The following is a 23,929-nucleotide window of genomic DNA, read 5'->3' as shown; positions in this document are numbered from 1 at the left end:
TGCGCTGACTTTTCTCAACGGCAACAATGCCGCCAGTCAGCGATTGCCGGAGAGTTGATGCACGCAGATTTCTGGCTTTCGCAAAGCTCAAACCGCAGCAGCATCGTCGCCGATTGCATCGACCAGAAACAGTCGCGCCATTTCCCAATGCCGGCGCACGGTGCGCTCGGTAACACCACGCGCGGCGGCAATGTCGACAAATGACAGGCCGCAGAAAAAATGCCATTCCACCAGCTGTGCCAGCTCGGCATCGCAGGCTTGCAACTTCACGAGACCGGCATCAACCGCGAGCAATTCATCGAGCGCACGATCCGGCTGCTCGATTTCCTCGCTCAATTCAGTGCGCGCAAAACCCTGGCCGTGCCGCTCGGTGCTGCGCCGTTTTGCCAGATCGAGAATCACATGCCGCATTGCCTGCGCGAGCAGGTTGTAAAAATGCACGCTGTCGTTGAACTGGCGCGATTCGCCGCGCGTGATCTTGATCCACGCCTCGTGCACGAGCGCGGTCGGATTCACCGTGAGATTGCCGGATGAACGACGTACGTGACCGCGCGCGATGCGTTTCAATTCGTCGTAGACGACTGAAAACAGCTGTTCCTGCGCGCTGCTGTCGCCACGTTCGTACGCCACCAGAAGTTCAGTTACTGCGGGCCGATCGGTCATGCGTTATTCCCCTGCAACGCCATTAAAAAAAGTATAGCGCGGAGTGCGCTGCAAATTTGATCGCGTGTGCACATGCCACAATCATCCATCGCTCGGCGCATACAGCGGATACAGCAGACGCTCTTCTTCGGCAATGCGATGGCGCAGGATCGCGCCGATGTTGCCGACATCGATTGGCAATCGTCGGCGCTGCTCCGCCGTCCATGCGCCGCGCGTATAGGTCGAGATGAAATGGTGCAGCGGTTTGCCGATCCGCAACATTTCCATCGACATCGCAGTGATGCGACGTGCCGCGACCGGATCAGGATGCAGATGCCGCGCAAAATAACCGTACAGATAGCGATTTTCGGTGAGCAGATGTTCGCGCAGCAATTGTCCAAACCGATTCACCGCATTGCGGCAAGCGATGGCGTCATCGCTTTCGCAGGCTTGCTGCACGAGAGAAAATAACGCCAGCAGCTGCTGATGCTCGGCATGCAGTGTCGGCACCAGCTCGGGCCGATAGTTTTCATGGCTGCGGCGAGGCCGCGACGGCGGCAAAACCATCGCCGATCTCCGGTGATTGCCAACACCACCAAACCATCGTTTCAAAATTGAAATCACGCGTTTTTCTCGCTGCCGTTGCCGTGCCATGCCGCAGAACTGTTGCTGCACTTTTCTAAACGAGATCGGCGAAAAAACCGGACATGACGCTGCGCAGCCGGTTGCGGTAATTCGGCTCGCGGCGCGGCGAGTCCCGGGTATCGATCAAACCCGTTGCACGATCTCGCCATCGCAATGGCACAATGTTCGCGCGGCAGGATCGGCATCAATGGCCGCTTGAGGAAAGAGTTTCCACACTCGTTGCATTCGTGATGCAGCGAAACCTTGAAGGATAAATCGCGTGGCGCAGATGGATGCTCGGAAGTGGCAGCGACTACGTAACCTGCTCGACCAGGCACTGGATTTGCCTCCGCAGCAACGGCAAAATTTTCTGCGTCATCTGCCCGAGGACTTTGCCGAATTGCGCGACGATCTGCGCCGATTATTGAGCCAGCAAGAACGCACGCAACGTTTGTTCGATAACAACGCCGTCGGTTTGGCGGCACAGGTATTGCGCGACGAAGACACACGCGCTGCGGATGAAACGCTCGGGCGGCAATTCGGCGCCTATCGACTCACCCGTCTGCTCGGCGTGGGCGGCATGGGCATGGTTTATCTGGCCGAACGCGCACACGGAAAATTCACCCAGAGCGTTGCACTGAAAGTGGTGCAGACCGCAATGGGCGCCGCCGGTCATGAGCGTTTCGAGCGCGAACGACAGATACTTGCCGGACTCATGCATCCGAATATCGCCGCCTTGTACGACGGCGGCGAGCTGCCCGACGGCCAGGCGTTCTACACCATGGAATACGTCGATGGCGTGCCGATCACGCTGTATTGCGTCGAGGCGGCGTGCAGCGTGGACGAGCGCGTGCGGCTGTTGCGTGATGTCGCCGCCGCGCTGGCATACGCGCATCGCAACCTGGTCGTGCATCGCGATATCAAACCGTCGAATATCCTCGTCACCGATGCGGGCCAGATCAAACTGCTGGATTTCGGCATCGCCAAACTCATCGGCAACACCAATGATCCAGCGCTGACGCGCACCGCCGCCGCGCCGATGACGGCGAACTACGCCGCGCCGGAACAATTTCGCAACGAAGTCATTACCGTGGCTACCGATGTGTATCAACTCGGCATGCTTTTTTTCCAGCTGCTGACGGGGACTACGCCGTATCGCGCCGATCCCGCCGACACCTATGCGTGGGCGCGTGCAGTCGCCGAAGAAGAGCCGATGACTTTGCCACGTGCGCTGGATCCAGTGCTGACGCACAGCGTCTGGGGCGACGCGGTCGATGTACCACGTTTGCGGCGGCAACTGGGTGGCGACCTCGATGCGATCGTGCGAAAGATGCTGTCCAAGTTACCGGCAAATCGCTACGGCTCGATGGATGCGCTGGTCGCCGATCTCGATGCATTTTTGCAGCACCGGCCAGTGGCTGCGCGGCGGCCGAGTCTGCTTTACACACTCGCGCGTTTTGTGTCGCGGCATCGTTATGCGGTATCGAGCGCGATCATCGTCATTCTGTTTTTGTGCGCCACGGTAGTGTTCGCTTTGCATCAGGCCAGCACGGCCACGCGCGAGGCCGAACGCGCGAATGCCGTGGCGGATTTTCTGGTCGGACTGTTTCAGGTTTCGGATCCCGGTGTGAATCGCGGTGAGAAACTCAACGCCAACCAGATTCTCGAACGCGGCGCGACGCATCTGGAGAAGGAATTGACGCGCCAGCCGTTGCAGCGCGCACGCCTGTTCGCGATGATCGGCGAAGTGTATTCCGCGCTCGGCGATTTTCCACGCGCGCGCAAACCGTTGCAGGAATCGATCGATATCCAGCGCAATGCGACCGATGCGGATCCGCTGGATTTTGGCCATGCGTTGCGCGCGATGGCGTGGATCACCCATCGCCAGGGTGATTCACGCGCCGCCCTGAACTTGCTCGATGAAGCCGACACGCTGCTGCAAATCGATTCACCGCGCGCGCTGGACGAACGCGCCACGGTGCACAGCTACAAGGCGCTCGCGCTGAAGGCGCTCGGCGACTTTGCGACGGCGCGTGTCGAGTTCGCCAGCGCACTTGCGTTTGCCGATCGCGCAGGCACGGCGGATTCGGTCAAAGCCGCTGCCATCCACAATAATCTCGGACTATTGTTGCGCGACCGTGGCGATCCGAAAGCCGCCAGAGTTGAACTCGAACGCGCCCTCGCAATCTATCGCCGCGACTACGGCGAAGATCATTACCGCACCACCGGCACCGAGCAGAACCTCGCGATGCTGCTGATGGATATTGGCGACGCCGACGCCGCGCGTCCGTTGCTCGAAGCGACCGGCGCGCGCAATCTGGCCTTGTTCGGTGAAGCGAATTCCGATTATGCCAACGCGCAAAATATGCTCGGCAACATTGATCGCGGCGCCGGCAATTACGATCAGGCACTACAGCATTACGCCACCGCCGATCGCGCGTATCGCGCCGCGCTCGGCGACAATCATGCGTATGTCGCGTTTCCAGAAAACAACGCTGGTGAACTCGAACTCCGACGCGGCAATTTTGCCGCAGCGTTGATCCGTTTCGATCACGCGCTGATATTACGACGTCACGCACTGGCCGCGGATCATCCCGAACTCGCCGACTCACTCGCGTCGCGCAGCCAGGCATTGCTCGGATTGCAGCGTTATGACGAAGCGGCGCGCGATGCCGAGGAGGCGTTGAAGATTCGCCGCGCGAAGCTCGATCCCGACAGTCCCGCCGTCGTGCAGAATTTATATCAGCTCGGTCTGCTGCGATATGCGCTGGGCGATTCGGCGGCGAAACCGTTATGGGATGAAGCAATCGAACGGGCGTCGCGTGTATATCCGGTCGATAGCGCCGCCATGCGTGATTTGCGTCGTAATATCGCCGATCCCGCTGCCGCGTTGCGTAATTCCAGCAAGGCAGTTGCCGGCGATTAGGAAATTTCCCTGACCTGCAACGACACGCGCTTTTTGCCGCCGTGCAACTGCTGCGTGCCGACCTCGCGAAATCCCTGTCGCTCGTGAAACCGCTGCGACGCGGGATTTGGCGGATCGAGATCGAACTCGCATGCAACAATCTTCATGCCTTCGCTGCGCGCAAATTCGAACAGGTCGGTATACAGCGTGGCACCAATACCGCCGCCTCTTGCGTCCGCGGCGATCACCACACGATCGATATAAATAAACGCATCGTAGCGCTCGGCAAACCAGCGATAGTTCGGGCTGTCGTAATCCACGCCTTCGCGAAACGCGAGCAGGAATGCCGCGACATTTTTTTCTTCGTCCTGCACCACCTTGTGATATGCGGCAAAGCCGTGCAGGCGTGCGAGTCGCGGCGCATCGAGCGCACTCAGAAAATGTACCGATCCGGCATTCAGCGCGAGGATCGCATCGAAATCCGCGGGAGTGGCATAACGCAACATTCAGTTATTTCTTTTTGGTTGGGGTATTGGGCGTGCTCGGCGCCATCGCGGCGTGCTGCATTTGTGCAAGCAAGGGCGCGCAGCGATTATCGTCATCGCCGCCGATGTTCGCCGCGGTCAGCGGCAATAATGCAGCGATCGGCGCGGCGATCAAACCGAGCGCCACCGCACCGGCACCGCGCAGAATCAGCGCGCCCTTGTCGATGCTCACGTCCGGCTGCTTGAACGGCCCTTGCACATGAATCGGCGAGCGCAGCGATAACAAGCGCAGTCCCTTGCTGTTCGGATGCACGGTGAGATCGAGCTGCTCGCTGGCGAGATTGATCTTGCCGGTGACATCGATCGCGGCGATGTCGGTATCGATCAGGAATAGCCGCGTATCGAGCACGCCGTCAGTCGCGACAAAATCTGCCGCGGCGCAATTGATATCGACTTGCTTGTCGCCGAACAATTTGGCAACGATGATGTTCGGCATATTCAAGCCCGCGGTTTCGACCAGCGCCTTGCTGATCGTGCCGCGATCCAGCACCAGTTTCAGCTCGCCGCTGGCCACGCCGAGCAGCGCCGCGACCGAGTCACCGCTGGCTTGCAGATTCGCCTCGGCATTGGCTTGGCCGAGCTTGGTATTGGTCGCCTGCGCCGCGGGAATCATGCGCGCGAGCTGCATGCCGCGCGCGCTCAATTTTAGCGTCGCCTTGATCGGCACGGTACGACCGTCCATGCGCAAACTCGATGTCACGTCGCCAAATGCCAGCCGGAATTTCAGCGGATCGAGCGACAGCACGGCATTGTCCATGACGATGCGCGTATCAACTTTGTGGATCGGCAATTCAGCGTCGCGGAAGACGCGATCGCCGGTGAAGCGCACGTCCGCATCCATCTTCTGCCAGCGCTCGGGACGGAACGGCTCCACTGGCAATACCTTGTTAGCAGCTTTCAGCGGCGCCTCTTTATCCGACGACTCGCTCTGCACCGGGCCGGCGCCGATCAGCGGCGCCAGATCACGAAACTGCAGCAGATCAGAATCCACTTTTCCCGACAATAGTGGCCGCGGCAACTTGGTTTCATATCGCAGATCGCCACCGAGATCACTGCCGCCGACGCGTGCCGAGAAATTTTCGTAACGCAGCTTTTTGTCGTGCGCGGTGAAGCGTCCGATGAGGTGTCCTTCGGTCGCGTATGGCGGCGAATCGGGCAGGGTTATTTTGAGAATATCGTAGAGTTGCGCGAGACTTTTGCCCGACAACCACAGACGCAGATCGAGCGCGTCCAGGTCGGTCGGATCGATCAGCGTGCCGACGAAGGCGATGCGCGTATCGCCGATGCGCACATCGGCATGCATAGGAAACGGACGATCCGGATTTTTCAATGCGAATACACCGCCGATCTTGCCGTTGCCCTGAACCGGCAAGCCCTTGAATGTTCCTTCGACCTTCACGTTGAAGGCATAACGCTGCACTGCCGCGGTGTTGGCACGCGCGGTTTCGGTTTGTTTGTCGGCGCGCACCGCAAGTTTTTTCACGCCGTCGGCACCCACACGCAAAGTCGCTTCCTGGCGCGATGCTGCTTGTTGCTGCGCGACGATTTCATCGAACGCTATCGATGCCTTGAGCGTTTCGACGTGCAGTTTGGCGTCGAGGGTGTTCTGCCGGTCAAGCACGGTGAACTCGCCCTGATCGAACGCGATCCGACCGAGATCGAGATGCCATGACGACGCATTGTTGTTGTCATTCTCGGCAATCGTCCAGTTGTCGCGGCCATCGACCATGCGCTCGAAATGCGCGCTCGGTTCGATAAACCGCAAAGACGGAATCGACACGGTATGCAGCAACAGCGGCAACACGGAGAGATCGAACTCAATGCCTTTCAGCGTCGCGAACGTGCGCGTCTTGGCCCAGTCGGCATTGCCTACCGTGATGTTTGCCGCGGTGATGTGCGGCCCCGGCAGCCACGCCCGCCAGCCGCGCAATTCAGGATCACGCTGCCAGCTCACACGCAGATCGCCGTCGATGGTTACGCTGCGGTTGAGCGCATGTCCGACGGTTTCTGTTAGCCACGGTTTGGCGCGATTCCAGTCGTAGCTCACGATGGCAATCCAGCCAACCAATACGATAAGCAACAAGACGCAGCCAATGCCCAGAAAAATTTTACGTATACGCGTCATGAAATTTTTCGTAATCCTTGTGTAGAGCGAATCTACCCGATTTATTCGACGCGATGTCGCACCATCTTGGGTCGATGGTACTTTCAACAAGCTCGTGATTCTCGATGTTGCCGGAAAATGCAACGTATCGCGCGCCTTGCTCGACCGAGAAAAAGCCGTTGATCCAGACGATATCGCAATATCAGGCCAAGGCGATTGCCAGCCTTGCGCGCTGGCGATCACCGCACGGGATTGCGCCATATCCTAAAAAGATTTTTACATCGTCGACTGTGTGTATCGCGTCAATCGCGAATTCGCCAAAGAGCGATATTCCATCGATGGCATTGCTTGTTTCTTCAGCCCTCGTCGCATCATCCAGTCCATCAGGTCACTGCGCACCATCGCCACCGGCTTCGAATGCGTTGCGGAAGATCACCGCCTGGGTGTGAGCAGTAGCAGCATTGTTGTTCGTGTTGATATCGCCCACTGTTGTGATGCTGGCTGTATTCGTGATTTCGTTGATGGCGATCGATTGGCTGTTCAATACCGTCGCTGATAGCACGAACGTTACGCTGCTCCCACTCGGCACATCGGCGGCTTGGTTCACAAGGTTGCCGTTTCCGCTCGACGCACACGTGGCGCCCACGGCGGGAATGCAAACCCAATGCACGCTGGCGGCATCCAGTTGCGGAGGCAGCAGGTCGGTGACTTGGATATTGTGCGCATTCGACGGGCCGGCCGCCGTCACCACTATGACATAATCCAGTGCGTGCCCGTATTGCACAAAACTGCGATTGTTGGTCAGCACCACGGCGATATCGACAGATGGCGAACCGCTGGCCGTAAACTGTACCGGGCTGCCACTCAAACCGACCGCACTCGCCTGCAATGTATTCGTGCCGGGATCAGCAGCAAGTATCCAACTGCCAACTGCGGCGTTGCCGTTGCTGCCAGTTATGGGATTCTCTGCGCTGATCGAACCGCTGTTGCTACCGACGGTGGCGAACATCACGCTCACGCCCGCGACCGGATTGTTGAACGTATCTGTCACCTGCGCGCTCGGCGGCGGCACCAGCGCAGCACCAGCGATACCGATGAAATCCGGCCCGTTCTGCGCCACGATTCGTGTCGCAGGGCCAGCCAAATTGGTGAGACTAAACGGTGTCGTCAGCGCAGCGGTTGCAGCGTTGACCAGATAGCTGCCAGCGACGATATTCGCCAAGGCCGTAACAGTCGCTACGCCACTCACATTCGTTGTTGCCGGATTGCCGGTCAATATGGCGTTCGCGCCGCTGCCGGGGACAGAAAAATTCACCACCGCACCGGGGACAGGATTGCCGAACGTGTCGCTCGCGATCACCTGCAACGCGCTGGCGAAAGCTGTGTTTACTTGTGTACTTTGTGGCGAACCACTTTTGCTCAAATTTGCTACGGAACCGGGCATATTGCTCAGATGAAACGTCGCCAGCGCATTGCCGTTGATGCTCGCCTGCACCATATAAGTGCCGGCTTTGGTGTTTGCGGTGACTAACGTCGATACCAGCCCCTGCGCGTCGCTGGTCACCGGAACTGCGTTGACGATGCACGCGCCGTTGCTCGCCGGGCTACAAGAAAAGCTGACGATGGCGCCCTGGATGGGATTACCGTTCGCATCGCTTACGACCGCCTGCAGAATCTGCGCAAACTGGGTGTTCACCTGCGTGCTTTGCGGATCACCATGCATCACTGTCACCTTCGAAGGTGGCGCGATCGCCACCAGGCGCGACTTGCTTGGCACGGCATTGACGATGACGGTTGCGCGGTAAAATCCTTGCGGCATGCCGGATAATATGACCGACGAGAAACTCGTGTCGCTCCAGGCCTGGGCCGGATCGGAGCGCAGGAAAAACTGCTGCTCGTTGTCGATACGTTGCAGTACCACGATCGGGTAATTGGTCGCCGCGCTTGCGGCGCCACCACTGGCCGCTTCGCTGCCCAAAACCGAACCCGATGCCTGTCGGGTGGAAGCCCGAAATCCGCTGCCAGTGATATTCAGCACCAGCGGTTGCGAGGGCGCAGTGATCGCGATTTGGTCGATGCGCGGGCGCCGCGTGTTGTCGATCCCCAAGCCGCGATCATAAACTTCGGCGCTTTTCAGCACGTCGTATGTGCTGTCGTTGAAATAGCCGCCGACGATCAGTGGTCGACCATCCGCGAGCAGCGCCGCCGAGGTATATTCGCGCGGTGTCGTCATCGTGCCAGCGGCACTGAAAATGCCGGTTGCGGGATCGTATATCTCTGCGCTTGCGAGTACCTGGTAGGCGTTGTTGATGCCGCCGACAATCATTACCTTGCCGTTCGGCAGCAGCAATGCAGTTGCGTTCTGGCGCTCGCTCGCCATACTTCCGGTCGCGGCGAAATGACCTGTCGCCGGGTCATACAGCTCGGCGGTAGCCGTGGTCGCGCTCACGCCAGTCTTTATATAGCCGCCCGCAATCAGCACTTTTCCATTGGGCAGCAAAGTTGCGGTGGCCGCCGCGCGCGGCGAACCGAGCGGTCCAGTGATCGTGAATGCCTGCGTGGCTGGATCATAGATGTCGGCCTTGGCGATCGGCGTGCCCGGATTGAAATCGGTTGCGCCGCCAGCAATCAACACCTTGCCGTTTGCCAACAGCGTAGCGGTTGCCGCCCAACGCCCTGACTGCATTCCGCTCGGCACTCGTTGGAACTGCCGGGTGCCGGGATCGTAGATCTCTGCGTTCTGCAGCGGTGTATTGTCAATATAAAAGTCAATCCCGCCGGCAAACAGAACGGTCCCGTTTGGCAGAAGCGTCGTCGTTCCGCCATACCGATCCTGGTGCGGTGCCCCGACGAAATTGAACACACCAGCCACTGCGTCGTATTGCTCTGCCGTCCCTTGCCCGTTCAGTCCACCGGCGATGAGTATCTGACCATTGCCGAGCAGAGTTGCCGAACCGCCATAACGGCTGTAATACGGTGCCGCGGTCGTGGCAAAACTACCGGTTGCCGGATCATAAATCTGCCCGGGCCCGGCGGCCGTAGACAAATTATCGCAACCGATCAGAAGAATTCGACCATCCGGCAGCGGCGTCGCGATCGGCGCATTGCATAACGTGGATACCGATCCTGTCGCCGCGAAGGTGCCGCTCGTGCCATCGTAGATTTCGGCCTTGGTCAGATAGCCACTACTGTTTACGCCGCCAACGACCAGCACGCGCGCATCCGGCAGCAGCACGGCATTGGCGTATTCTCGCGCACTGAGCATGCTGCCGGCAGAGGAAAACGTGCCGGATGCCGCATTGTATATTTCTGTACTCGCCAGAAAGCCACCCGCACCTATCACCCCATAACCACCGATAACCAGCACGTCGCCATGTGGCAGCAGCACTGCATTGGCACCATAGCGCGCTTGAGCAAGCAGGCCGGTTATGGCCCATGCATTGGTCACCGGGTTGTATGACTCGGCGCTCGCCGCAATCGTGGTCTGCGCTACGCCCTCTGATATCCCGCCGACAATCAGCACGCGACCATTTGCCAGCAGCACCGCTGTCGCCGATTCGCGCGCAACAGACATCGCCGCAGCAGCAGTAAAGGCGCCGGTGGCCGGATCGTAAATTTCCACGACCGGCGTGGAAACGGAAAAAAATCCCGCGATGTGGCCGCCAGCGACCAACACGCGTCCGTCCGGCAATAGCGTGGCCGTAGCCGCGAGCCGTGTTGTCTGCAGCGAACCGGTCGAATGAAACTGGCCAGTCGCGGGATCGTAGAGCTCGGCAGTACCGATCGAACTACCACCACTGCCACCACCGACGACCAACAAGCGTCCATCGCCAAGCAAGGTTGCCGTCGCACCGCTGCGCGCGCCGACCATCGCCCCCGTGGCGGTAAAAGTCCCATTTGTTACATTGTATATTTCTGCACTGGCTAGCGAGCCGCTGCTGTCTGCGCCTCCAGCGATCAGCACCGAGCCGTTTGCCAGTACCGTTGCGGTGGCGCCTTGTCGCGCGGTAATCATCGATCCGGTGATCGCGAAGGTTCCGCTCACCGGGTCGTACAGTTCCGCACTTTTCATCGCACCGGAATCGTTCGAGCCACCGGCCACGAGCACCAAGCCATTGGGCAATAATGCTGCGCTGGCATTGATGCGAACGGTATGCAGGCTGCCGGACTGAACCCACGTTGCGGCCACAACCGATGTGGCCATGCACATCAGGCTCAATGCAAATGCCAAGACTCCAAGCCGACGCATTAATCGCATTGCGTGATCTTTACAGAAGGTGCATCGATACATGGTCGGTCCCCAAGGCGCTTGATCGGATACGTGCGGAGAACGCCGTTTCCCGGGAATTTGCGACATGCACCGCGAAAGATACGTGGTGACAGCTAGCCCGAAGCCAGTCGCGCCCCCCTTGCGCACGAGATGTGCAATATCAAACTCGCGATGCGAGCACGGCCATTGCGATCATCCAGGGCGAGCACACAGTTCGCCGTTGGGCGTTTACGCACCTTGTGCAACGCGTCCACGCCGCGACGGGGCTGCTTGAGAATCGACCGGCTCTTGCATGATGATCGAGCGTCCGCACGATGTAATCACGCCAAAATTATGCACGCGCGTGAATACCCAACATGCGTGGGCACAAGCGATTTTGTTCTGTGGTGGGCCGTGATGGATTCGAACCATCGACCAACGGATTAAAAGTCCGCTGCTCTACCAACTGAGCTAACGGCCCAAGGTGTATGCAGAACGCCGTGACGATGAATCTCAACGACGGGAATTGCGGGCTGCGAAGTGTAGGGCCAGATGCGTGCGCTGACAAGTAAAAAACGCTGCGACTAGCACTTCGCGCCACGGATTATGGGTTTCCTTATCCGCGATGCCGGAGTCAGACGATCAGGATGAGCCGAATTTCCATCCGCCGGTCCGCGCCGCAATCAGCGCATCATGCGCGCAGGCCGGCTAGACGTAATGCGTGGGATCGCTCACGCCAGCCGCAATGAAGCCGTCGGCGCGCAAGCGGCAGGCATCGCAATGCGCGCAGGCGCGACCGGCAATATCAGCGTTGTAGCAGGATACGGTTGCGGCAAAATCGACGTTCAGGCGCACGCCTTCGCGCACGATATCGGCTTTGCTCATGCGCATCAGCGGCGCGCGCACATGCAGCGCGTGACCTTCGACGCCGGCCTTGGTAGCGAGATTGCCGAGCCGCTCGAACGCTTCGATAAATGCCGGACGACAATCCGGGTAGCCGGAATAATCCACCGCGTTGACGCCGCAATAAATTTCGTCGGCACCAAGCACTTCGGCCCAGCCGAGCGCGATCGACAACATGATGGTATTGCGCGCCGGCACGTAGGTCACCGGGATGCCGGCGCCGCCTTGTTCGGGCACTTCGATATCCGCCGTAAGCGCCGAGCCGCCGATCGCGCGCAGATCCACCACGACCACTTTATGCGTGATCGCGCCGAGCGCTTGCGAGACGCGCGCGGCGGCTTCGAGTTCGGAGGAATGCCGCTGTCCGTAGGCGACGCTCAACGCGTAGCAATCGAAGCCTTGTTCGCGCGCCAGGGCGAGAACCACAGCCGAATCCATGCCGCCAGACACGAGGACAACGGCGCGTGGTGATGAAGTGGATGAGCTCATAACTTTCCAGACCATATCAATGTCAAAAACGAATCGTCATTCGCGCGCAGGCAGGAATGACGAGCAAAAAACCTACGCAGGTGTTCAACAGCGGAGCTGGTCGGACGAACGGAGTTGTTGCCGGCATATGGAATCGATGCCGCGAATCAATGCCCCGGCACATCGCCCCAGAGCAGCTTGTGCAACTGCATTTGCATGCGCACCGGCAGGTGATCGGCGAGTATCCATTCGGCCAGTTCGCGCGGCGCGAGGCTGCCGTGCACTGGCGAATACAACACCTCGCAGCGCTCATGCAGCTTGTGTTCGGTCAGCACAGCGTTAGCCCAGTCGTAATCGGCGCGATCGGCCAGCACAAACTTGATTTGATCCGATGGCGCGAGCGATGGGATATTTTGCCAGCGATTGCGCTTGTGCTCGCCGGAGCCCGGTGCCTTCAAATCGACGACCTTGATCACGCGCGGATCGACCTGCGAAACATCCAGCGCACCACTGGTTTCCAGCGACACTTCGTGGCCGGCATCGCACAGGCGTTGCAACAACGTCAGGCAGCGTTTCTGCGCAAGCGGCTCGCCGCCGGTGACACAGACATGATGCGTCTTGTGCGTGGCGACTTCCTGCACGATGTCGTCGATACTGCGCCAGCCGCCGCCGTGAAATGCATATTCGGTATCGCACCACGTGCAACGCAACGGGCAGCCAGTGAGGCGCACGAATACGGTCGGCCAGCCGGCGCTGCGGGACTCGCCTTGGATCGAGCAAAAAATCTCGCTGATGCGCAGGCGTTCGGCTAACGCAGGGCTGAGTGTTTGAGAATTGCTATCGCCTTCGGCCACGGCCAAGGCTCCTGAATGGTCGATCAGCCGTGACGGCCTTCAAGCTTGAGCGCGCGCAAGCGGCCCTGCGCGAGGCTGGCGACGGTAGTGTTCGGATATTTCTGCACCACACTGTTGAGCGTGGTTTCAGCGGCATTCCAGTCTTTCATTTCGTACTGGCAGTAGCCGACTTTCAGCAGCGCATCGGGAGCTTTCTGACTGGTTGGAAACAGGGTCAGCAGCTTCTGGAAAGTCTCCAGTGCGATGCGATAATTCTGGGTGACGTAATACGATTCGCCGAGCCAGTAGTTGGCGTTGCTGGACAAATCGCTGTTCGGATAATCCGCCGTGAACGCCTGGAAACGGCGTGCGGATTCGGCATAACGGCCATCTTTCAACGCCGCGAAGGCTTCATCATAAGCGGCTTTTTCCGCAGCAGGATCAGCGGGTGCGGCCGGTGTATTGCTGGCCAATGCCGGCGAACGACGCGCGGTTTCCACCGGATTTTGCATGTCTGCCGCAGCGGCATTATTTGCCGCAGCTGCAGACGCTGCGGCGCCAGTGGCGCCGAGCGTTACATCCTGCATCTGACCTTGATTGGCCGCAGCTGCGCCAGCCAAAGGTGCGGCACCGGTGCCGCGACCTTCGAGCTTGGCGAGCCGTGAATCAAGATCGGAGTACTGCGCTTTGCCGCTCTGTTTCTGTTCGTCGAGTTGATGCTTGGACTCTTCGAGCTGGCCTTGCAGCGTCTGCACCTGCGCTTGCAGGGCATTGATCTGGTTGACCATATCGACACCCGAGCCGCTTTGCGATTGTTGCTCGAGGCGGGCAACACGGTCAGCGAGGCTCAGACGGCCGGAATCCTGAGCCGAAGCCCAGCCAGCGCCAGCCATCAAGGCCAGCGCCAGAACGAAACGAGTTACAGGGTACAGCTTGCGCATGGTCTGATCTTACTGCTTCGAGCTATAGACGATCTCGACGCGGCGGTTCTTGTGCCAGCAGCTTTCAGCGTGCTCTTTGCAAGTCGCGCGCTCTTCACCGTAGCTGACTACGTTGAGCTGGCTGGACGATGCACCGGCCGAGGAAAGTGCCGAGTTGACCGCATTGCCACGACGCTCGCCGAGGCCGAGGTTGTATTCGCGCGTACCGCGCTCGTCGGTGTTGCCTTCGAGGGTTACGCGTGCGCCCGGGAACTCACGCAGGTATTCGGCATGGCAAGCGATCGCTGCGCGGAAATCCGACGCGATTTCGGCTTTGTCGTAATCGAAGTACACAACGCGCTGCAGCAGGCAAGAGTCGGTGTTCAGATCGCCCGGGCTGTACTTGCCATGCGGCTTGGTCGGCTGGGTGGTCGCGCCATTGTCGTTGTTTGCTGGCTGATCGTCATGCTTGACTGCTTTCTTGCTGCAGGCGGCGATGCTCAGGACGAGCGCGCCGCACAGGGCAACGCGGAAAAAGGTGTTCAGATTCGGGTGGCTCATGGTGTTCCCTCAATGGTTAGCTAAAATAAAAACTTACACTCGCGCACACCGTGGACCGGTGCACTTTCTTCTTCAACGCTTGCGATACGGGGACCATGCCGGCTCGCGCACATCGCCGTCGGCAAGAACCAGGCGCTGTCGCACAAGACCATCTGCAGAAATCGCATATAAAACACCGCGCGAACCTTCGGTAGCGGCATAAATCAGCATGCTGCCATTCGGCGCAAAGCTGGGGTGTTCATCCAGGCTGCCCGGCGAAATCATTTTACTTTCGCCACTGGCGCGGTCTAAAACAGCAACACGATACACATTTCCGCCGCCTTGCGCCATAGCGATCTTTACGCTGCGGCCATCGTTGATGATCGATGGCGTGGCGTTGTATTCGCCCTGGAAGCTGATTCGCGTCGCATCACCGCCAGTAATCGAAGCTTGATACAGCTGTGGTTTGCCGGAACGATCCGACGTGAAAATCAGACTCTGCCCGTCAGGCATCCAGGTCGCTTCGACGTCGATCGCAAAATGCTTGGTGATCTGCGTGGTTTTCTTGGTCGCCAGATCCATAATGTAGATATCAGGATTACCGCCGTATGACAAAGTCAGCGCAAGGCGCGTGCCATCCGGCGAAAAGGATGGTCCGCCGTTGATGCCCTTGTTGGCCGACACCAGCTCGCGCGAGCCGGTTGAAATATCCTGGATGTAAATCGCCGAATTGCCACGCTCGAACGAGACATACGCGATTTTGTTACCATCTGGCGACCAAGCGGGCGACAGCAGCGGCTCGTGCGATTTCACGACGGTCTGTGGGCCGTAGCCGTCGGAATCAGCCACCATCAGCGCGTAGTTCATGTTGTTGCCGCTGCCGCTGGAGGTAATGTAGGCAACACGCGTCCAGAACGCGCCGCGTACGCCGAGGATTTTTTCGTAGACGTCATCGGCGATTTTGTGCGCGAGGCCACGCATGTCGCTGCGCTGGCCGGAAATCGGCTTGCCGATCAATAGCGCCTGCTGTTTGGCGACATCGAACAATTCGTATTCGACAGTGAGTTCGCCGTTGCTGCCGTCACGCACGCGCCCGACCACGAGATACGCCTGCTTGAGCAGATTCCACGTCGCAAATTTCACTTCCGACTGACGTGTCGGAAACTCGATGATGTCGGCTTTTGGCAAACCGCGGAATTTCCCCGAGCGGTTGAAATCGTTGCGCATGATTTCCGACACATCAACGTCAGGTGGCACGCCCGCGCCTTCGAAGGCGAACGGCACTACGGCAATTGGCAATGCCGACGGCGTACCGTTGACGATATCGATGCTCAGCCCTTGTGCCTGCGCCAAGCTTGCACTCAGCACCACCAGCAACAGCGCCAGACCTCTCATCCAAATTTTTGGCATGTTCATAGGTTTCCTCATCCGTTATCCGTTGTACTTAAAAATCAAATTTAGGTCACGCTGAAACACTTTCTCATAACCTTTGTAAGGCAACGGTGCTGCGCGTTTGACTGCCTGCTCGATAGAGTTTCTCGTGATGGCATCGGCATTACATGCGCCGCTTACGTTCGCGCTCAAAACCTCACCGCCAGGAATCTGCGTGATGTGAACGACGCAACTAAGGCCACCTTGAGCGCTGTCTGGCCGCAACCAATTTAACGTCACCGCATTCTGGATCGCCGCACTGTATTCACCGAGCAAACTCGCATCGGTTCCGTTCATGCCGGTCTGCGCTTTCTCCGCTTCAGGCACCTCAGCCGCCGGTGCGCGTTGCGGCGCCGCCGGCGGTTTCGCCGCAGGCTTGGCATTGGTATCGGCGAGCTGCTTTTGTTTTTCCTGTTCGAGCTTGAGCTTCCTGTTGGCAGCCTCGGTTTTTTTCTTGGCGGCGTCCAGCTCCTTGATAATCGCCTGCTCGCGTTTGGCCTGTTCTTCCTGCTCTTTCTGTTCGAGCAGGATTTGCTCCTGACGCTTGCGCTCGGCCTCGACCTTTTCCGCTTTGTCGGCTTTCTCGCGCGCCATCTCGGCGACGCGCTCCTGATTTTTCTGATCCTGCCGCAAGATCTCGGCCTGGGCAGCCTGATCGCGCTTGATTTCCTGCGGTGTCGGTTTGGGCGGCGTCGGCTTCGGTGGCGGTGCGGCATCTGCCGGTTCTGCCGTCGGCGGCTTGACCGGTTCAGGTGGAGTCACTGGTGCCGGCGGCGTCGGTTTCGACTTGCTCGCCGCGTGCGCTTTCGGCGCTTGCGCGACACCGACCAGTTCCGCCTCGATCACCGGCCCCGGCAAGGTCACCGGCCTCGTCGCATTGGTCCAGAACATTCCGAGCACGGCAATCGCCACCACCACTAGATGCACCAGCAGGGCGTAGAAAAACGCGCGCAGTTTGTCGCCGGTTTTTTCCATGCTCAGCGCTCGCCGCCGAGGTCTGTCGTGCTGCGCATAACCGAAGCGATTCGCATCAGCGTGGTTTGGTTTCTTGGATCGGCGCGCTCATGAGGCCGACCTTGGGCACACCGGCCTGCTGCAGCAACACCATCACCTGATAGACCTTGCCGTAATCAACACGCTCGTCGCCGCCGATCATCACCGGCACATCCGGATTCTGGCGCACGAACGCAGACACTTTCTTGACCAGTGCGGCGCCATCGATCGGCTCGCGCGGCGTGCCGCCGAGGGTTAGAAAATACGCACCTTTTTCGTCAATACTGATGACCACCGGCTCCTTGTCGGGATGCAACGCCTTGGCGGCGGATTGCGGCAGCTGGATATCCACCCCAAGATTCAGCAGTGGTGCGGTGACCATGAAAATGATCAGCAGCACCAGCATCACGTCGATGTACGGCACGACGTTGATCTCGGCTTTGAGTTTGCGGCGCTTGCGGCGTTGTCCGGTCTGCATGGTCATGCTTTCAACGTGACGATGGGGAGCGCAGGGTTAAATTTCTCACGCATTGCCGTGATCTTCGATGTGCGCCTGGCGCTGCAGGATCGAGGAAAATTCTTCGAGAAAACTCTCGTAGCGCACAGTGATGCGTTCGAGTCGCGTGGCGTAGCGGTTGTATGCCCACACTGCCGGAATCGCCGCGAACAAACCCATCGCGGTCGCGATCAGCGCTTCGGAAATTCCGGGCGCGACCATCGCGATCGTGGCTTCTTTTACCGACGCCAGGCCGCTGAACGCGCCCATGATTCCCCACACTGTGCCGAACAGGCCGATGTACGGACTGATCGAACCGACGTTGGCGAGAAATTCCAGATTCTGTTCGAGCCGATCGATCTCGCGCGACAACGCCACGCGCATCGCACGCTGCGCGCCTTCGAGCATCGTGCGCGAATCCATCTGCCGACGTTGGCGCAGTCGCGCGAATTCGCGATAACCGGATTCGAAGATACTTTCGATGCCGGTGATCTGATCGCTTTCAGCGGTGACTTCGCGATGTAGCACCGCAAGATCGGCGCCAGACCAGAAACGTTCCTCGAACGCATTCGCGCCGTTCATCGCGCGATCCAGCATCGCCTTCTTGCGGAAGATGATCACCCACGACAAGAACGAAAATGCCACGAGTACGCCGAGCACCAACTTCACCAGCAAACTGGCGCCGAGCACCAGTTGAAGAATATTCAGATCGCCGTTCATGCCTTTGGAATCTCCTGCAATAAATCATCGGGAATCGGCCGCGGCCGAAAACTGGAAGCGTGCAAACACGCCACGCGCAAGCGCGCCTCGACCAGCAATGCACCATCGCTGCGGCGTACCAGGCGCTGCTGAAACGTCATGCTCGCGGAGCGCCGTTCGAGCACCTCGACACTGATGTCGAGCAGATCGTCCAGCCGTGCGGGCTTGCGGAATTTCAGGTTGACATCGCACACCACAAACACGACATCACTGACCGCGCGCAAACGCTCTTGTTCGATGCCGCGCGCGCGCAGCCATTCGGTGCGCGCGCGCTCGCAAAAACACAAATACGCCGCGTGATAAACCACGCCGCCGCCGTCGGTATCTTCCCAGTACACACGTACCGGCCAGCTGAAATGTTCCGCCGCCGTGGGATCAGACATTGTCATCGACGAACAGTTCGGGCTGCGGCTGATTCGCGCGCGGCGGCGGCTTCAAACCGAGATGACGATAAGTTTTGCTGGTCGCCATGCGTCCGCGCGCGGTGCGCATGAGAAAACCTTGCTGGATCAGGAACGGCTCGACCACATCCTCGATCGTGCCGCGTTCTTCGCTGAGCGCTGCGGCCAGCGATTCGACACCTACCGGGCCACCATCGAAACTTTCGATGATCGTGCTGAGCAGGCGGCGATCGAGCTGATCGAAACCTTCGGCATCGACATTCAACATCACCATCGCCGCCGCAGCGACCTCACGCGTGATGATGCCGTCGGCCTTGATCTGCGCAAAATCGCGCACGCGTCTCAACAGCCGGTTGGCGATACGCGGCGTGCCACGCGAACGGTTGGCGATCTCGACCGCACCATCGTCCGCACACGAAATACCGAGGATTTTCGCCGAGCGCCGCACGATCGCGGCGAGTTCGCCCGGCGTATAAAATTCGAGCCGTTGCACGATGCCGAACCGATCGCGCAGCGGCGCAGTTAGCAAGCCCGCACGTGTGGTTGCGCCGATCAACGTGAACGGTGGCAGATCGAGTTTGATCGAGCGCGCCGCCGGGCCTTCGCCGATCATGATGTCGATCTGAAAATCTTCCATCGCCGGATACAGCACTTCTTCCACTACCGGCGAGAGGCGATGGATTTCGTCGACGAACAAAACATCGTGCGGCTGCAGGTTGGTCAACAACGCGGCGAGATCGCCGGCGCGCTCGATCACCGGGCCGGACGTGCTGCGCATGTTGACGCCAAGCTCATTCGCGATGACGTGCGACAGCGTGGTTTTGCCGAGTCCCGGCGGGCCGAAGATCAGCACGTGGTCGAGAGCTTCCTTGCGTTGTTTGGCCGCCTGAATGTAGATCGACATCTGTTCGCGCACCGCAACCTGGCCGAGATATTCGGACAAGTTTTTCGGACGAATGCTGGAGTCGAGCAGCTCGTCTTCGCGCGTGGCGGAAGCAGCGATCAGGCGGGAATCGGTCATGGGCGGCGCAATTTCAGCATGGCGGCATTATGGCAGGGCATGCAGGCCTGCGGTGCGCTGTGTCGGCACGATCGCGCCGACCAACACCGCGCGTTCATGTTCAGTTTAGTTCGATGCGCAAAATAGCTGCCGCATCTGGACGGCCAAATCAAATCTCGACTTGCGTGCCAAGCTCGATCAGCCGGTTCGCCGGAATCTGGAAAAACGCCGTGGCCGAACTCGCGTTACGCGTCATGAACGCGAACAGTTTGTCGCGCCACAACGGCATGCCGGGCCGATTGCTCGCGACCACCGTTTCGCGGCTGACGAAGAACGTCGTATCCATCATGTCGAATGGCAGATCCATGTTTTCGCAACGCGGCAGCACGGCGGTGATGTTCGGATCTTCGCTGAAACCGAAGCGTATCGTCAGCCGATAAAACTCGTGGCCCAGTGCATTGATTTCGAGACGCTCGGATTTATCCGCAAAAGGCACATCGAGCACCGCAACCTTGAGCAATACATTGCGCTCGTGCAGCACCTTGTTGTGCTTGAGATTGTGCAGCAATGCGTTCGGCACCGAATGGGCGCTTGCGGTAAGGAACACCGCCGTGCCCGGCACGCGTGTCGGCGGGTGCGCCATGATGCTCGTGATGAAAGGCTCCAGCGCGAGTCCGCTTTGCTTGAGCTCGCGCAGCACCAGATCGCGCCCGCGCCGCCATGTCGTCATCAGCGTGAAAATACCGGCGCCGAGGATGAGCGGGAACCAGCCGCCGTGTTCGACCTTGATGAGGTTGGCACCGAAGAAAGACAAATCGATAATCAAGAAAATCACGCCCGCTGCCAGCACCACAAGTTTGTTCCAATGCCATTGGCGGCGTGCCACAACCAGCGCGAGCAGCGTGGTCGCGACCATCGTGCCGGTCACGGCGATACCATAAGCCGCAGCCAGATGTTCGGACGAACCGAAGCCGATCACGGCCGCAATGATAAGCAGCAGCAAGGTGCGATTGATCCACGGCATGTAGATCTGGCCCATCTGCCGTTGCGAGGTATGCACGATTTCCATGCGCGGCGAAAAGCCGAGCTGGATCGCCTCACGCGTCATCGAAAACGCACCAGTGATCACCGCCTGCGACGCGATCACCGTGGCTACGGTGGCGAGGCCGATCATCGGATACAACAATGGTTCGGGCACCATCTTGTAGAACGGATTCGATACCGCGCTCGGATCGCTCATGAGCAACGCGCCCTGGCCGAAATAGTTCAGCACCAACGCTGGCGAAACAAAACCGAACCACGCCAGGCGGATGGGATTTTTGCCGAAGTGGCCCATGTCGGCATACAGCGCTTCGGCGCCGGTCAAAGTCAGTACCACACCGCCGAGTGCGGCGAACGCGTGCCAGCCGTTGTTGATGAAAAACTGCACCGCGTACCCCGGATACAAAGCCTTGAACACGGTCGGCTGCTGGATCAGCGCATGCACGCCGAGCAACGCAATGCTGACGAACCACACGCACATGATCGGGCCGAATACGGCGCCGACCTTGGCCGTGCCGCTACGTTGCAGGATGAACAACAGAATCAGCACCGCCAGCGTGATCGGCACCACGTAGTGCACCAGCGCAGGTGCCGCGACTTCAAGACCTTCGACCGCGGACAATACCGAAATCGCAGGCGTGATCACGCCATCGCCGTAGAACAGCGCCGCGCCGAAAATGCCCAGCACCATGATCACCCAACGCGCGCGCGGATTTTCCTTTACGCCGCGTTGCGCGAGTGCGAGCAAGGCCATGATGCCGCCTTCGCCACGGTTGTCGGCGCCCATGATGAAGACGACGTACTTCAGCGAAACAACCATCACCAGCGACCAGAAAATCAGCGACAGCACGCCGAGGATATTCGCCGGATCAGGCGCGATGCCATGCGTGCCGAACGTGGTTTGCACGGAGTACAGCGGACTGGTGCCGATGTCGCCATACACGACGCCAAGCGCGCCAAGCGCCAGCGCCTTCATGCTCTGGCGTTTTTGATCGGGGTTCTGTGGACTCATGAGTATGACAACATCACTAAGTAATTCGGGGTTGTTTCAGTTTGCAAAAAATTCAACGCAACGCCGCCTGCAGCGCCTTGCGGATGATCGCTTCCGCCGTGTCACCTTCTGCCGCAGCGGCCTTGACCATCCGCGTCACTTCCACCGGTTTGTAACCCAGCGATTGCAGCGCCACGGTGGCCTCGGAAACCGGATCGGCGGGTACCGCACGATTACCGAAGCCGGGCAGCGCTGCCGCGCCCAGCGCCTCGACTCGATCACGCAACTCCACGACGATTCGCTCTGCAGTTTTCTTGCCAATGCCCGGAATGCGTGTCAGTGCGGCGATATCACCGCTGTGCACGAGCCGCGCAAATTCATCCACGGTCGCACCCGACAATACCGACAGCGACGTCTTCGCGCCGATGCCGCTGACCTTCTGCAAGGCGCGGAACATGCTGCGTTCCGACTCGCGTAGAAAACCGTACAACGCGACCGTGTCTTCTTTTACCGCGTAATGCGTGAAAAGCGTGACTTCACGACCGGTTTCGGGCAGATCGAAAATCGTCGATAGCGGCGCTTCAAGTTCGTAGCCGACGCCACCGACATCGATCACCAGCCATGGCGGCTGTTTCGATACCAATACACCTCGCAAGCGTCCGATCATCGTCTGCGTCTCCATGCCGTGCGCGGAATACCGAGGCGCAGGATACTCGTGCGCGTATGCGCGTGGGTCAGAGCAACCGCGAGTGCATCGGCCGCATCAGCCTGCAATTTGCCGGTCAGATTCAGCAACATGCATACCATGTGTTGCACCTGAGTTTTATCCGCAGCACCGGTGCCGACAACGGCCTGCTTGATTTCCTTCGCCGCGTATTCGGTGATGTCCAGATCGCGATTGACCACCGCGCAGATTGCCGCGCCGCGCGCCTGGCCGAGCTTCAAGGCGGAGTCGGGATTGCGTGCCATGAATACGCGCTCGATCGCGACTTCATCGGGACGATATTCGTCGATGATCGCGGACAGCTGATCGAAAATCTGTTTCAGCCGCAGCGAGAATGTGGCGTTGTCGAGCAAGCTCAACGCGGTATGAAACACATAGCTGGATTTGCCCGCGCTATCCGCATCGACAATGCCGATGCCGGTACGTTGCGAGCCTGGGTCGATGCCGAGGATGCGGGTCATGATAGGACGGTGCGCAGGACACGCCGGGTCGGCCGATACGCACGAACGCGCACGGCATGCACGACCGCAGGCTTAACCAGGCGTGCGTTTCCGCAAGGAGATCAGAGTAGGCAAACCGCTACTCAGCGCATTCGCCGCGCGGCGCAGCGGGCGCATTTCTGCGCGAGGAGATATTTTTCTACAACCATGACCGGCCATGAAACTGTCTGCCAACCTCGAAGTATGAAATCTTAACACGCTTGCATGCTGCATCGCCGCAAGATCCGTCAATCGTTGCTGAAACGTGCATTTTGCAGAAAGGCGATGATCTGGTCTGCAACTTGCCGCGAAAATACCAAACCAGTATGCGTGGATGAAACGATGCAATGGTCGCTCAGGCCGGGCAATTCCGTCTCCGCCAGACTGACGGTGCCATCGTGTGGCAATGTAATCGGCGCGAGCAACGCACCGATGCCGACCGGGACACGACCGGCGATCATGCCCAGCGGAGTTGGACACTGCCATTCCGCCAACCCTTGCTGCAGCATGTTGTGGTTTTTGCCGAGGAAACTGCGCCCGCCCGGAAGTTTCGCCAAGCCGCGTGCGGCAGCGCTGCCGCGTAATGGTGTGCCCAGACAAACCACATTTCCATACCGCAGATCTGGTGCCTGCTGCAGCATTTTCAATGCAATCAGGCCGCCCAGACTATGCCCCACCAGATGCAAACGCGGCGCCCGCCAGCGCCGCGCGCGCTCGACCAGTCGTATCACGCTGTCATCCACACCACGCATCACACTGGCGTAATCGCCGATGTGCACAACATAACCTGCCGCCGCCAGGCGACGCTTCAGCGGCAACAGCGTGAAGCCGCGCATCCACAAGCCGTGCAGCAACAGAATGTGTTCGCTCACGTGCCGAAA

The 23,929-nt window shown here is 59.3% G+C and carries 20 protein-coding genes and 1 tRNA gene; 1 reads left to right on the top strand and 20 read right to left on the bottom strand.

Features of this window, described 5'->3' with window-relative positions; translation table 11 throughout:
• Window positions 1-87: 87 nt before the first annotated feature.
• Window positions 88-663 (bottom strand): ECF-type sigma factor, encoded by a 576-nt coding sequence (locus ELE36_RS04055; RefSeq protein WP_129831874.1) that lies wholly within the window; start codon window positions 661-663, stop codon window positions 88-90.
• An 81-nt stretch (window positions 664-744) separates the two neighbouring features.
• Window positions 745-1,209 (bottom strand): hemerythrin domain-containing protein, encoded by a 465-nt coding sequence (locus ELE36_RS04050; protein WP_165371468.1) that lies wholly within the window; start codon window positions 1,207-1,209, stop codon window positions 745-747.
• A gap of 346 nt (window positions 1,210-1,555) precedes the next feature.
• Here ELE36_RS04050 and ELE36_RS04045 point away from each other — a divergent pair, with 346 nt between their 5' ends.
• On the top strand, window positions 1,556-4,192 hold the full coding sequence (locus tag ELE36_RS04045; protein ID WP_242512415.1) for a serine/threonine-protein kinase: 2,637 nt from the start codon (window positions 1,556-1,558) through the stop codon (window positions 4,190-4,192).
• On the opposite strand, the gene ELE36_RS04040 is transcribed toward ELE36_RS04045, so the two are convergent.
• From ELE36_RS04040 to ELE36_RS03955, 18 genes are all read right to left on the bottom strand, one after another.
• A complete protein-coding gene (locus ELE36_RS04040) occupies window positions 4,189-4,677 on the bottom strand; it encodes a GNAT family N-acetyltransferase (RefSeq protein ID WP_129831871.1) in 489 nt (162 codons plus the stop codon). The two genes, ELE36_RS04045 and ELE36_RS04040, sit on opposite strands and share 4 nt — an antisense overlap.
• A 4-nt stretch (window positions 4,678-4,681) precedes the next feature.
• Window positions 4,682-6,841 carry an AsmA family protein gene (locus ELE36_RS04035; RefSeq protein WP_165371467.1) on the bottom strand — a complete coding sequence of 720 codons (2,160 nt, stop codon included), beginning with the start codon at window positions 6,839-6,841 and terminating at the stop codon, window positions 4,682-4,684.
• A gap of 367 nt (window positions 6,842-7,208) precedes the next feature.
• Window positions 7,209-11,024, bottom strand: a complete 3,816-nt coding sequence (locus tag ELE36_RS04030) for an Ig-like domain-containing protein (RefSeq protein ID WP_165371466.1) — start codon at window positions 11,022-11,024, stop codon at window positions 7,209-7,211.
• Between the two features lie 450 nt (window positions 11,025-11,474).
• A tRNA-Lys gene (locus ELE36_RS04025) sits at window positions 11,475-11,550 on the bottom strand.
• A 227-nt stretch (window positions 11,551-11,777) separates the two neighbouring features.
• Window positions 11,778-12,461, bottom strand: coding sequence for a 7-cyano-7-deazaguanine synthase QueC (queC, locus tag ELE36_RS04020; RefSeq protein ID WP_129831868.1), 684 nt, complete (start codon window positions 12,459-12,461; stop codon window positions 11,778-11,780).
• Between the two features lie 146 nt (window positions 12,462-12,607).
• On the bottom strand, window positions 12,608-13,300 hold the full coding sequence (gene queE, locus ELE36_RS04015) for a 7-carboxy-7-deazaguanine synthase QueE (RefSeq protein WP_425480890.1): 693 nt from the start codon (window positions 13,298-13,300) through the stop codon (window positions 12,608-12,610).
• 17 nt (window positions 13,301-13,317) lie between these two features.
• The gene (gene ybgF / locus ELE36_RS04010) at window positions 13,318-14,214 is read right to left on the bottom strand and encodes a tol-pal system protein YbgF (RefSeq protein WP_242512353.1); all 897 of its coding nucleotides are present in this window, start codon (window positions 14,212-14,214) and stop codon (window positions 13,318-13,320) included.
• A 9-nt stretch (window positions 14,215-14,223) separates the two neighbouring features.
• Window positions 14,224-14,739, bottom strand: coding sequence for a peptidoglycan-associated lipoprotein Pal (gene pal / locus ELE36_RS04005; RefSeq protein WP_425480904.1), 516 nt, complete (start codon window positions 14,737-14,739; stop codon window positions 14,224-14,226).
• An 87-nt stretch (window positions 14,740-14,826) separates the two neighbouring features.
• Complete coding sequence (gene tolB / locus ELE36_RS04000) at window positions 14,827-16,149, bottom strand: Tol-Pal system beta propeller repeat protein TolB (RefSeq protein ID WP_425480889.1); 1,323 nt, start codon at window positions 16,147-16,149, stop codon at window positions 14,827-14,829.
• A 15-nt stretch (window positions 16,150-16,164) separates the two neighbouring features.
• Complete coding sequence (gene tolA, locus ELE36_RS03995; protein ID WP_129831864.1) at window positions 16,165-17,139, bottom strand: cell envelope integrity protein TolA; 975 nt, start codon at window positions 17,137-17,139, stop codon at window positions 16,165-16,167.
• A 55-nt stretch (window positions 17,140-17,194) separates the two neighbouring features.
• Window positions 17,195-17,635 (bottom strand): protein TolR, encoded by a 441-nt coding sequence (gene tolR / locus ELE36_RS03990; RefSeq protein WP_129836591.1) that lies wholly within the window; start codon window positions 17,633-17,635, stop codon window positions 17,195-17,197.
• A gap of 45 nt (window positions 17,636-17,680) precedes the next feature.
• Window positions 17,681-18,373 carry a protein TolQ gene (gene tolQ, locus ELE36_RS03985; RefSeq protein WP_129831863.1) on the bottom strand — a complete coding sequence of 231 codons (693 nt, stop codon included), beginning with the start codon at window positions 18,371-18,373 and terminating at the stop codon, window positions 17,681-17,683.
• Window positions 18,370-18,801, bottom strand: coding sequence for a tol-pal system-associated acyl-CoA thioesterase (gene ybgC / locus ELE36_RS03980; RefSeq protein ID WP_129831862.1), 432 nt, complete (start codon window positions 18,799-18,801; stop codon window positions 18,370-18,372). Before ybgC ends, tolQ begins: the two co-directional genes overlap by 4 nt.
• Window positions 18,788-19,834, bottom strand: a complete 1,047-nt coding sequence (gene ruvB, locus ELE36_RS03975; protein ID WP_129831861.1) for a Holliday junction branch migration DNA helicase RuvB — start codon at window positions 19,832-19,834, stop codon at window positions 18,788-18,790. Before ruvB ends, ybgC begins: the two co-directional genes overlap by 14 nt.
• A 148-nt stretch (window positions 19,835-19,982) precedes the next feature.
• Complete coding sequence (locus ELE36_RS03970) at window positions 19,983-21,866, bottom strand: potassium transporter Kup (protein WP_242512352.1); 1,884 nt, start codon at window positions 21,864-21,866, stop codon at window positions 19,983-19,985.
• Between the two features lie 52 nt (window positions 21,867-21,918).
• A complete protein-coding gene (gene ruvA / locus ELE36_RS03965) occupies window positions 21,919-22,512 on the bottom strand; it encodes a Holliday junction branch migration protein RuvA (protein WP_129831860.1) in 594 nt (197 codons plus the stop codon).
• The gene (gene ruvC, locus ELE36_RS03960) at window positions 22,509-23,030 is read right to left on the bottom strand and encodes a crossover junction endodeoxyribonuclease RuvC (protein WP_129831859.1); all 522 of its coding nucleotides are present in this window, start codon (window positions 23,028-23,030) and stop codon (window positions 22,509-22,511) included. Before ruvC ends, ruvA begins: the two co-directional genes overlap by 4 nt.
• Before the next feature lie 266 nt (window positions 23,031-23,296).
• On the bottom strand, window positions 23,297-23,920 hold the full coding sequence (locus ELE36_RS03955) for an alpha/beta fold hydrolase (protein ID WP_129831858.1): 624 nt from the start codon (window positions 23,918-23,920) through the stop codon (window positions 23,297-23,299).
• Window positions 23,921-23,929: the final 9 nt, after the last annotated feature.

This window comes from Pseudolysobacter antarcticus (genome assembly GCF_004168365.1).
Lineage (GTDB): Bacteria > Pseudomonadota > Gammaproteobacteria > Xanthomonadales > Rhodanobacteraceae > Pseudolysobacter > Pseudolysobacter antarcticus.
The sequence above is the reverse complement of the archived record's forward strand: the minus strand, read 5'-3'. Positions and strand labels throughout refer to the sequence as shown.

Excerpts from the sequence above, each read along its gene's own strand:
- ELE36_RS04055 (WP_129831874.1), bottom strand. The coding sequence starts at position 663 with ATGACCGATCGGCCCGCAGTAACTGAACTTCTGGTGGCGTACGAACGT.
- ELE36_RS04050 (WP_165371468.1), bottom strand. The coding sequence starts at position 1,209 with ATGGTTTTGCCGCCGTCGCGGCCTCGCCGCAGCCATGAAAACTATCGG.
- ELE36_RS04045 (WP_242512415.1), top strand. The coding sequence starts at position 1,556 with ATGGATGCTCGGAAGTGGCAGCGACTACGTAACCTGCTCGACCAGGCA.
- ELE36_RS04040 (WP_129831871.1), bottom strand. The coding sequence starts at position 4,677 with ATGTTGCGTTATGCCACTCCCGCGGATTTCGATGCGATCCTCGCGCTG.
- ELE36_RS04035 (WP_165371467.1), bottom strand. The coding sequence starts at position 6,841 with ATGACGCGTATACGTAAAATTTTTCTGGGCATTGGCTGCGTCTTGTTG.
- ELE36_RS04030 (WP_165371466.1), bottom strand. The coding sequence starts at position 11,024 with ATGGCCACATCGGTTGTGGCCGCAACGTGGGTTCAGTCCGGCAGCCTG.
- queC (WP_129831868.1), bottom strand. The coding sequence starts at position 12,461 with ATGAGCTCATCCACTTCATCACCACGCGCCGTTGTCCTCGTGTCTGGC.
- ybgF (WP_242512353.1), bottom strand. The coding sequence starts at position 14,214 with ATGCGCAAGCTGTACCCTGTAACTCGTTTCGTTCTGGCGCTGGCCTTG.
- tolB (WP_425480889.1), bottom strand. The coding sequence starts at position 16,149 with ATGAACATGCCAAAAATTTGGATGAGAGGTCTGGCGCTGTTGCTGGTG.
- tolA (WP_129831864.1), bottom strand. The coding sequence starts at position 17,139 with ATGGAAAAAACCGGCGACAAACTGCGCGCGTTTTTCTACGCCCTGCTG.
- tolR (WP_129836591.1), bottom strand. The coding sequence starts at position 17,635 with ATGCAGACCGGACAACGCCGCAAGCGCCGCAAACTCAAAGCCGAGATC.
- tolQ (WP_129831863.1), bottom strand. The coding sequence starts at position 18,373 with ATGAACGGCGATCTGAATATTCTTCAACTGGTGCTCGGCGCCAGTTTG.
- ybgC (WP_129831862.1), bottom strand. The coding sequence starts at position 18,801 with ATGACAATGTCTGATCCCACGGCGGCGGAACATTTCAGCTGGCCGGTA.
- ruvB (WP_129831861.1), bottom strand. The coding sequence starts at position 19,834 with ATGACCGATTCCCGCCTGATCGCTGCTTCCGCCACGCGCGAAGACGAG.
- ELE36_RS03970 (WP_242512352.1), bottom strand. The coding sequence starts at position 21,866 with ATGAGTCCACAGAACCCCGATCAAAAACGCCAGAGCATGAAGGCGCTG.
- ruvA (WP_129831860.1), bottom strand. The coding sequence starts at position 22,512 with ATGATCGGACGCTTGCGAGGTGTATTGGTATCGAAACAGCCGCCATGG.
- ruvC (WP_129831859.1), bottom strand. The coding sequence starts at position 23,030 with ATGACCCGCATCCTCGGCATCGACCCAGGCTCGCAACGTACCGGCATC.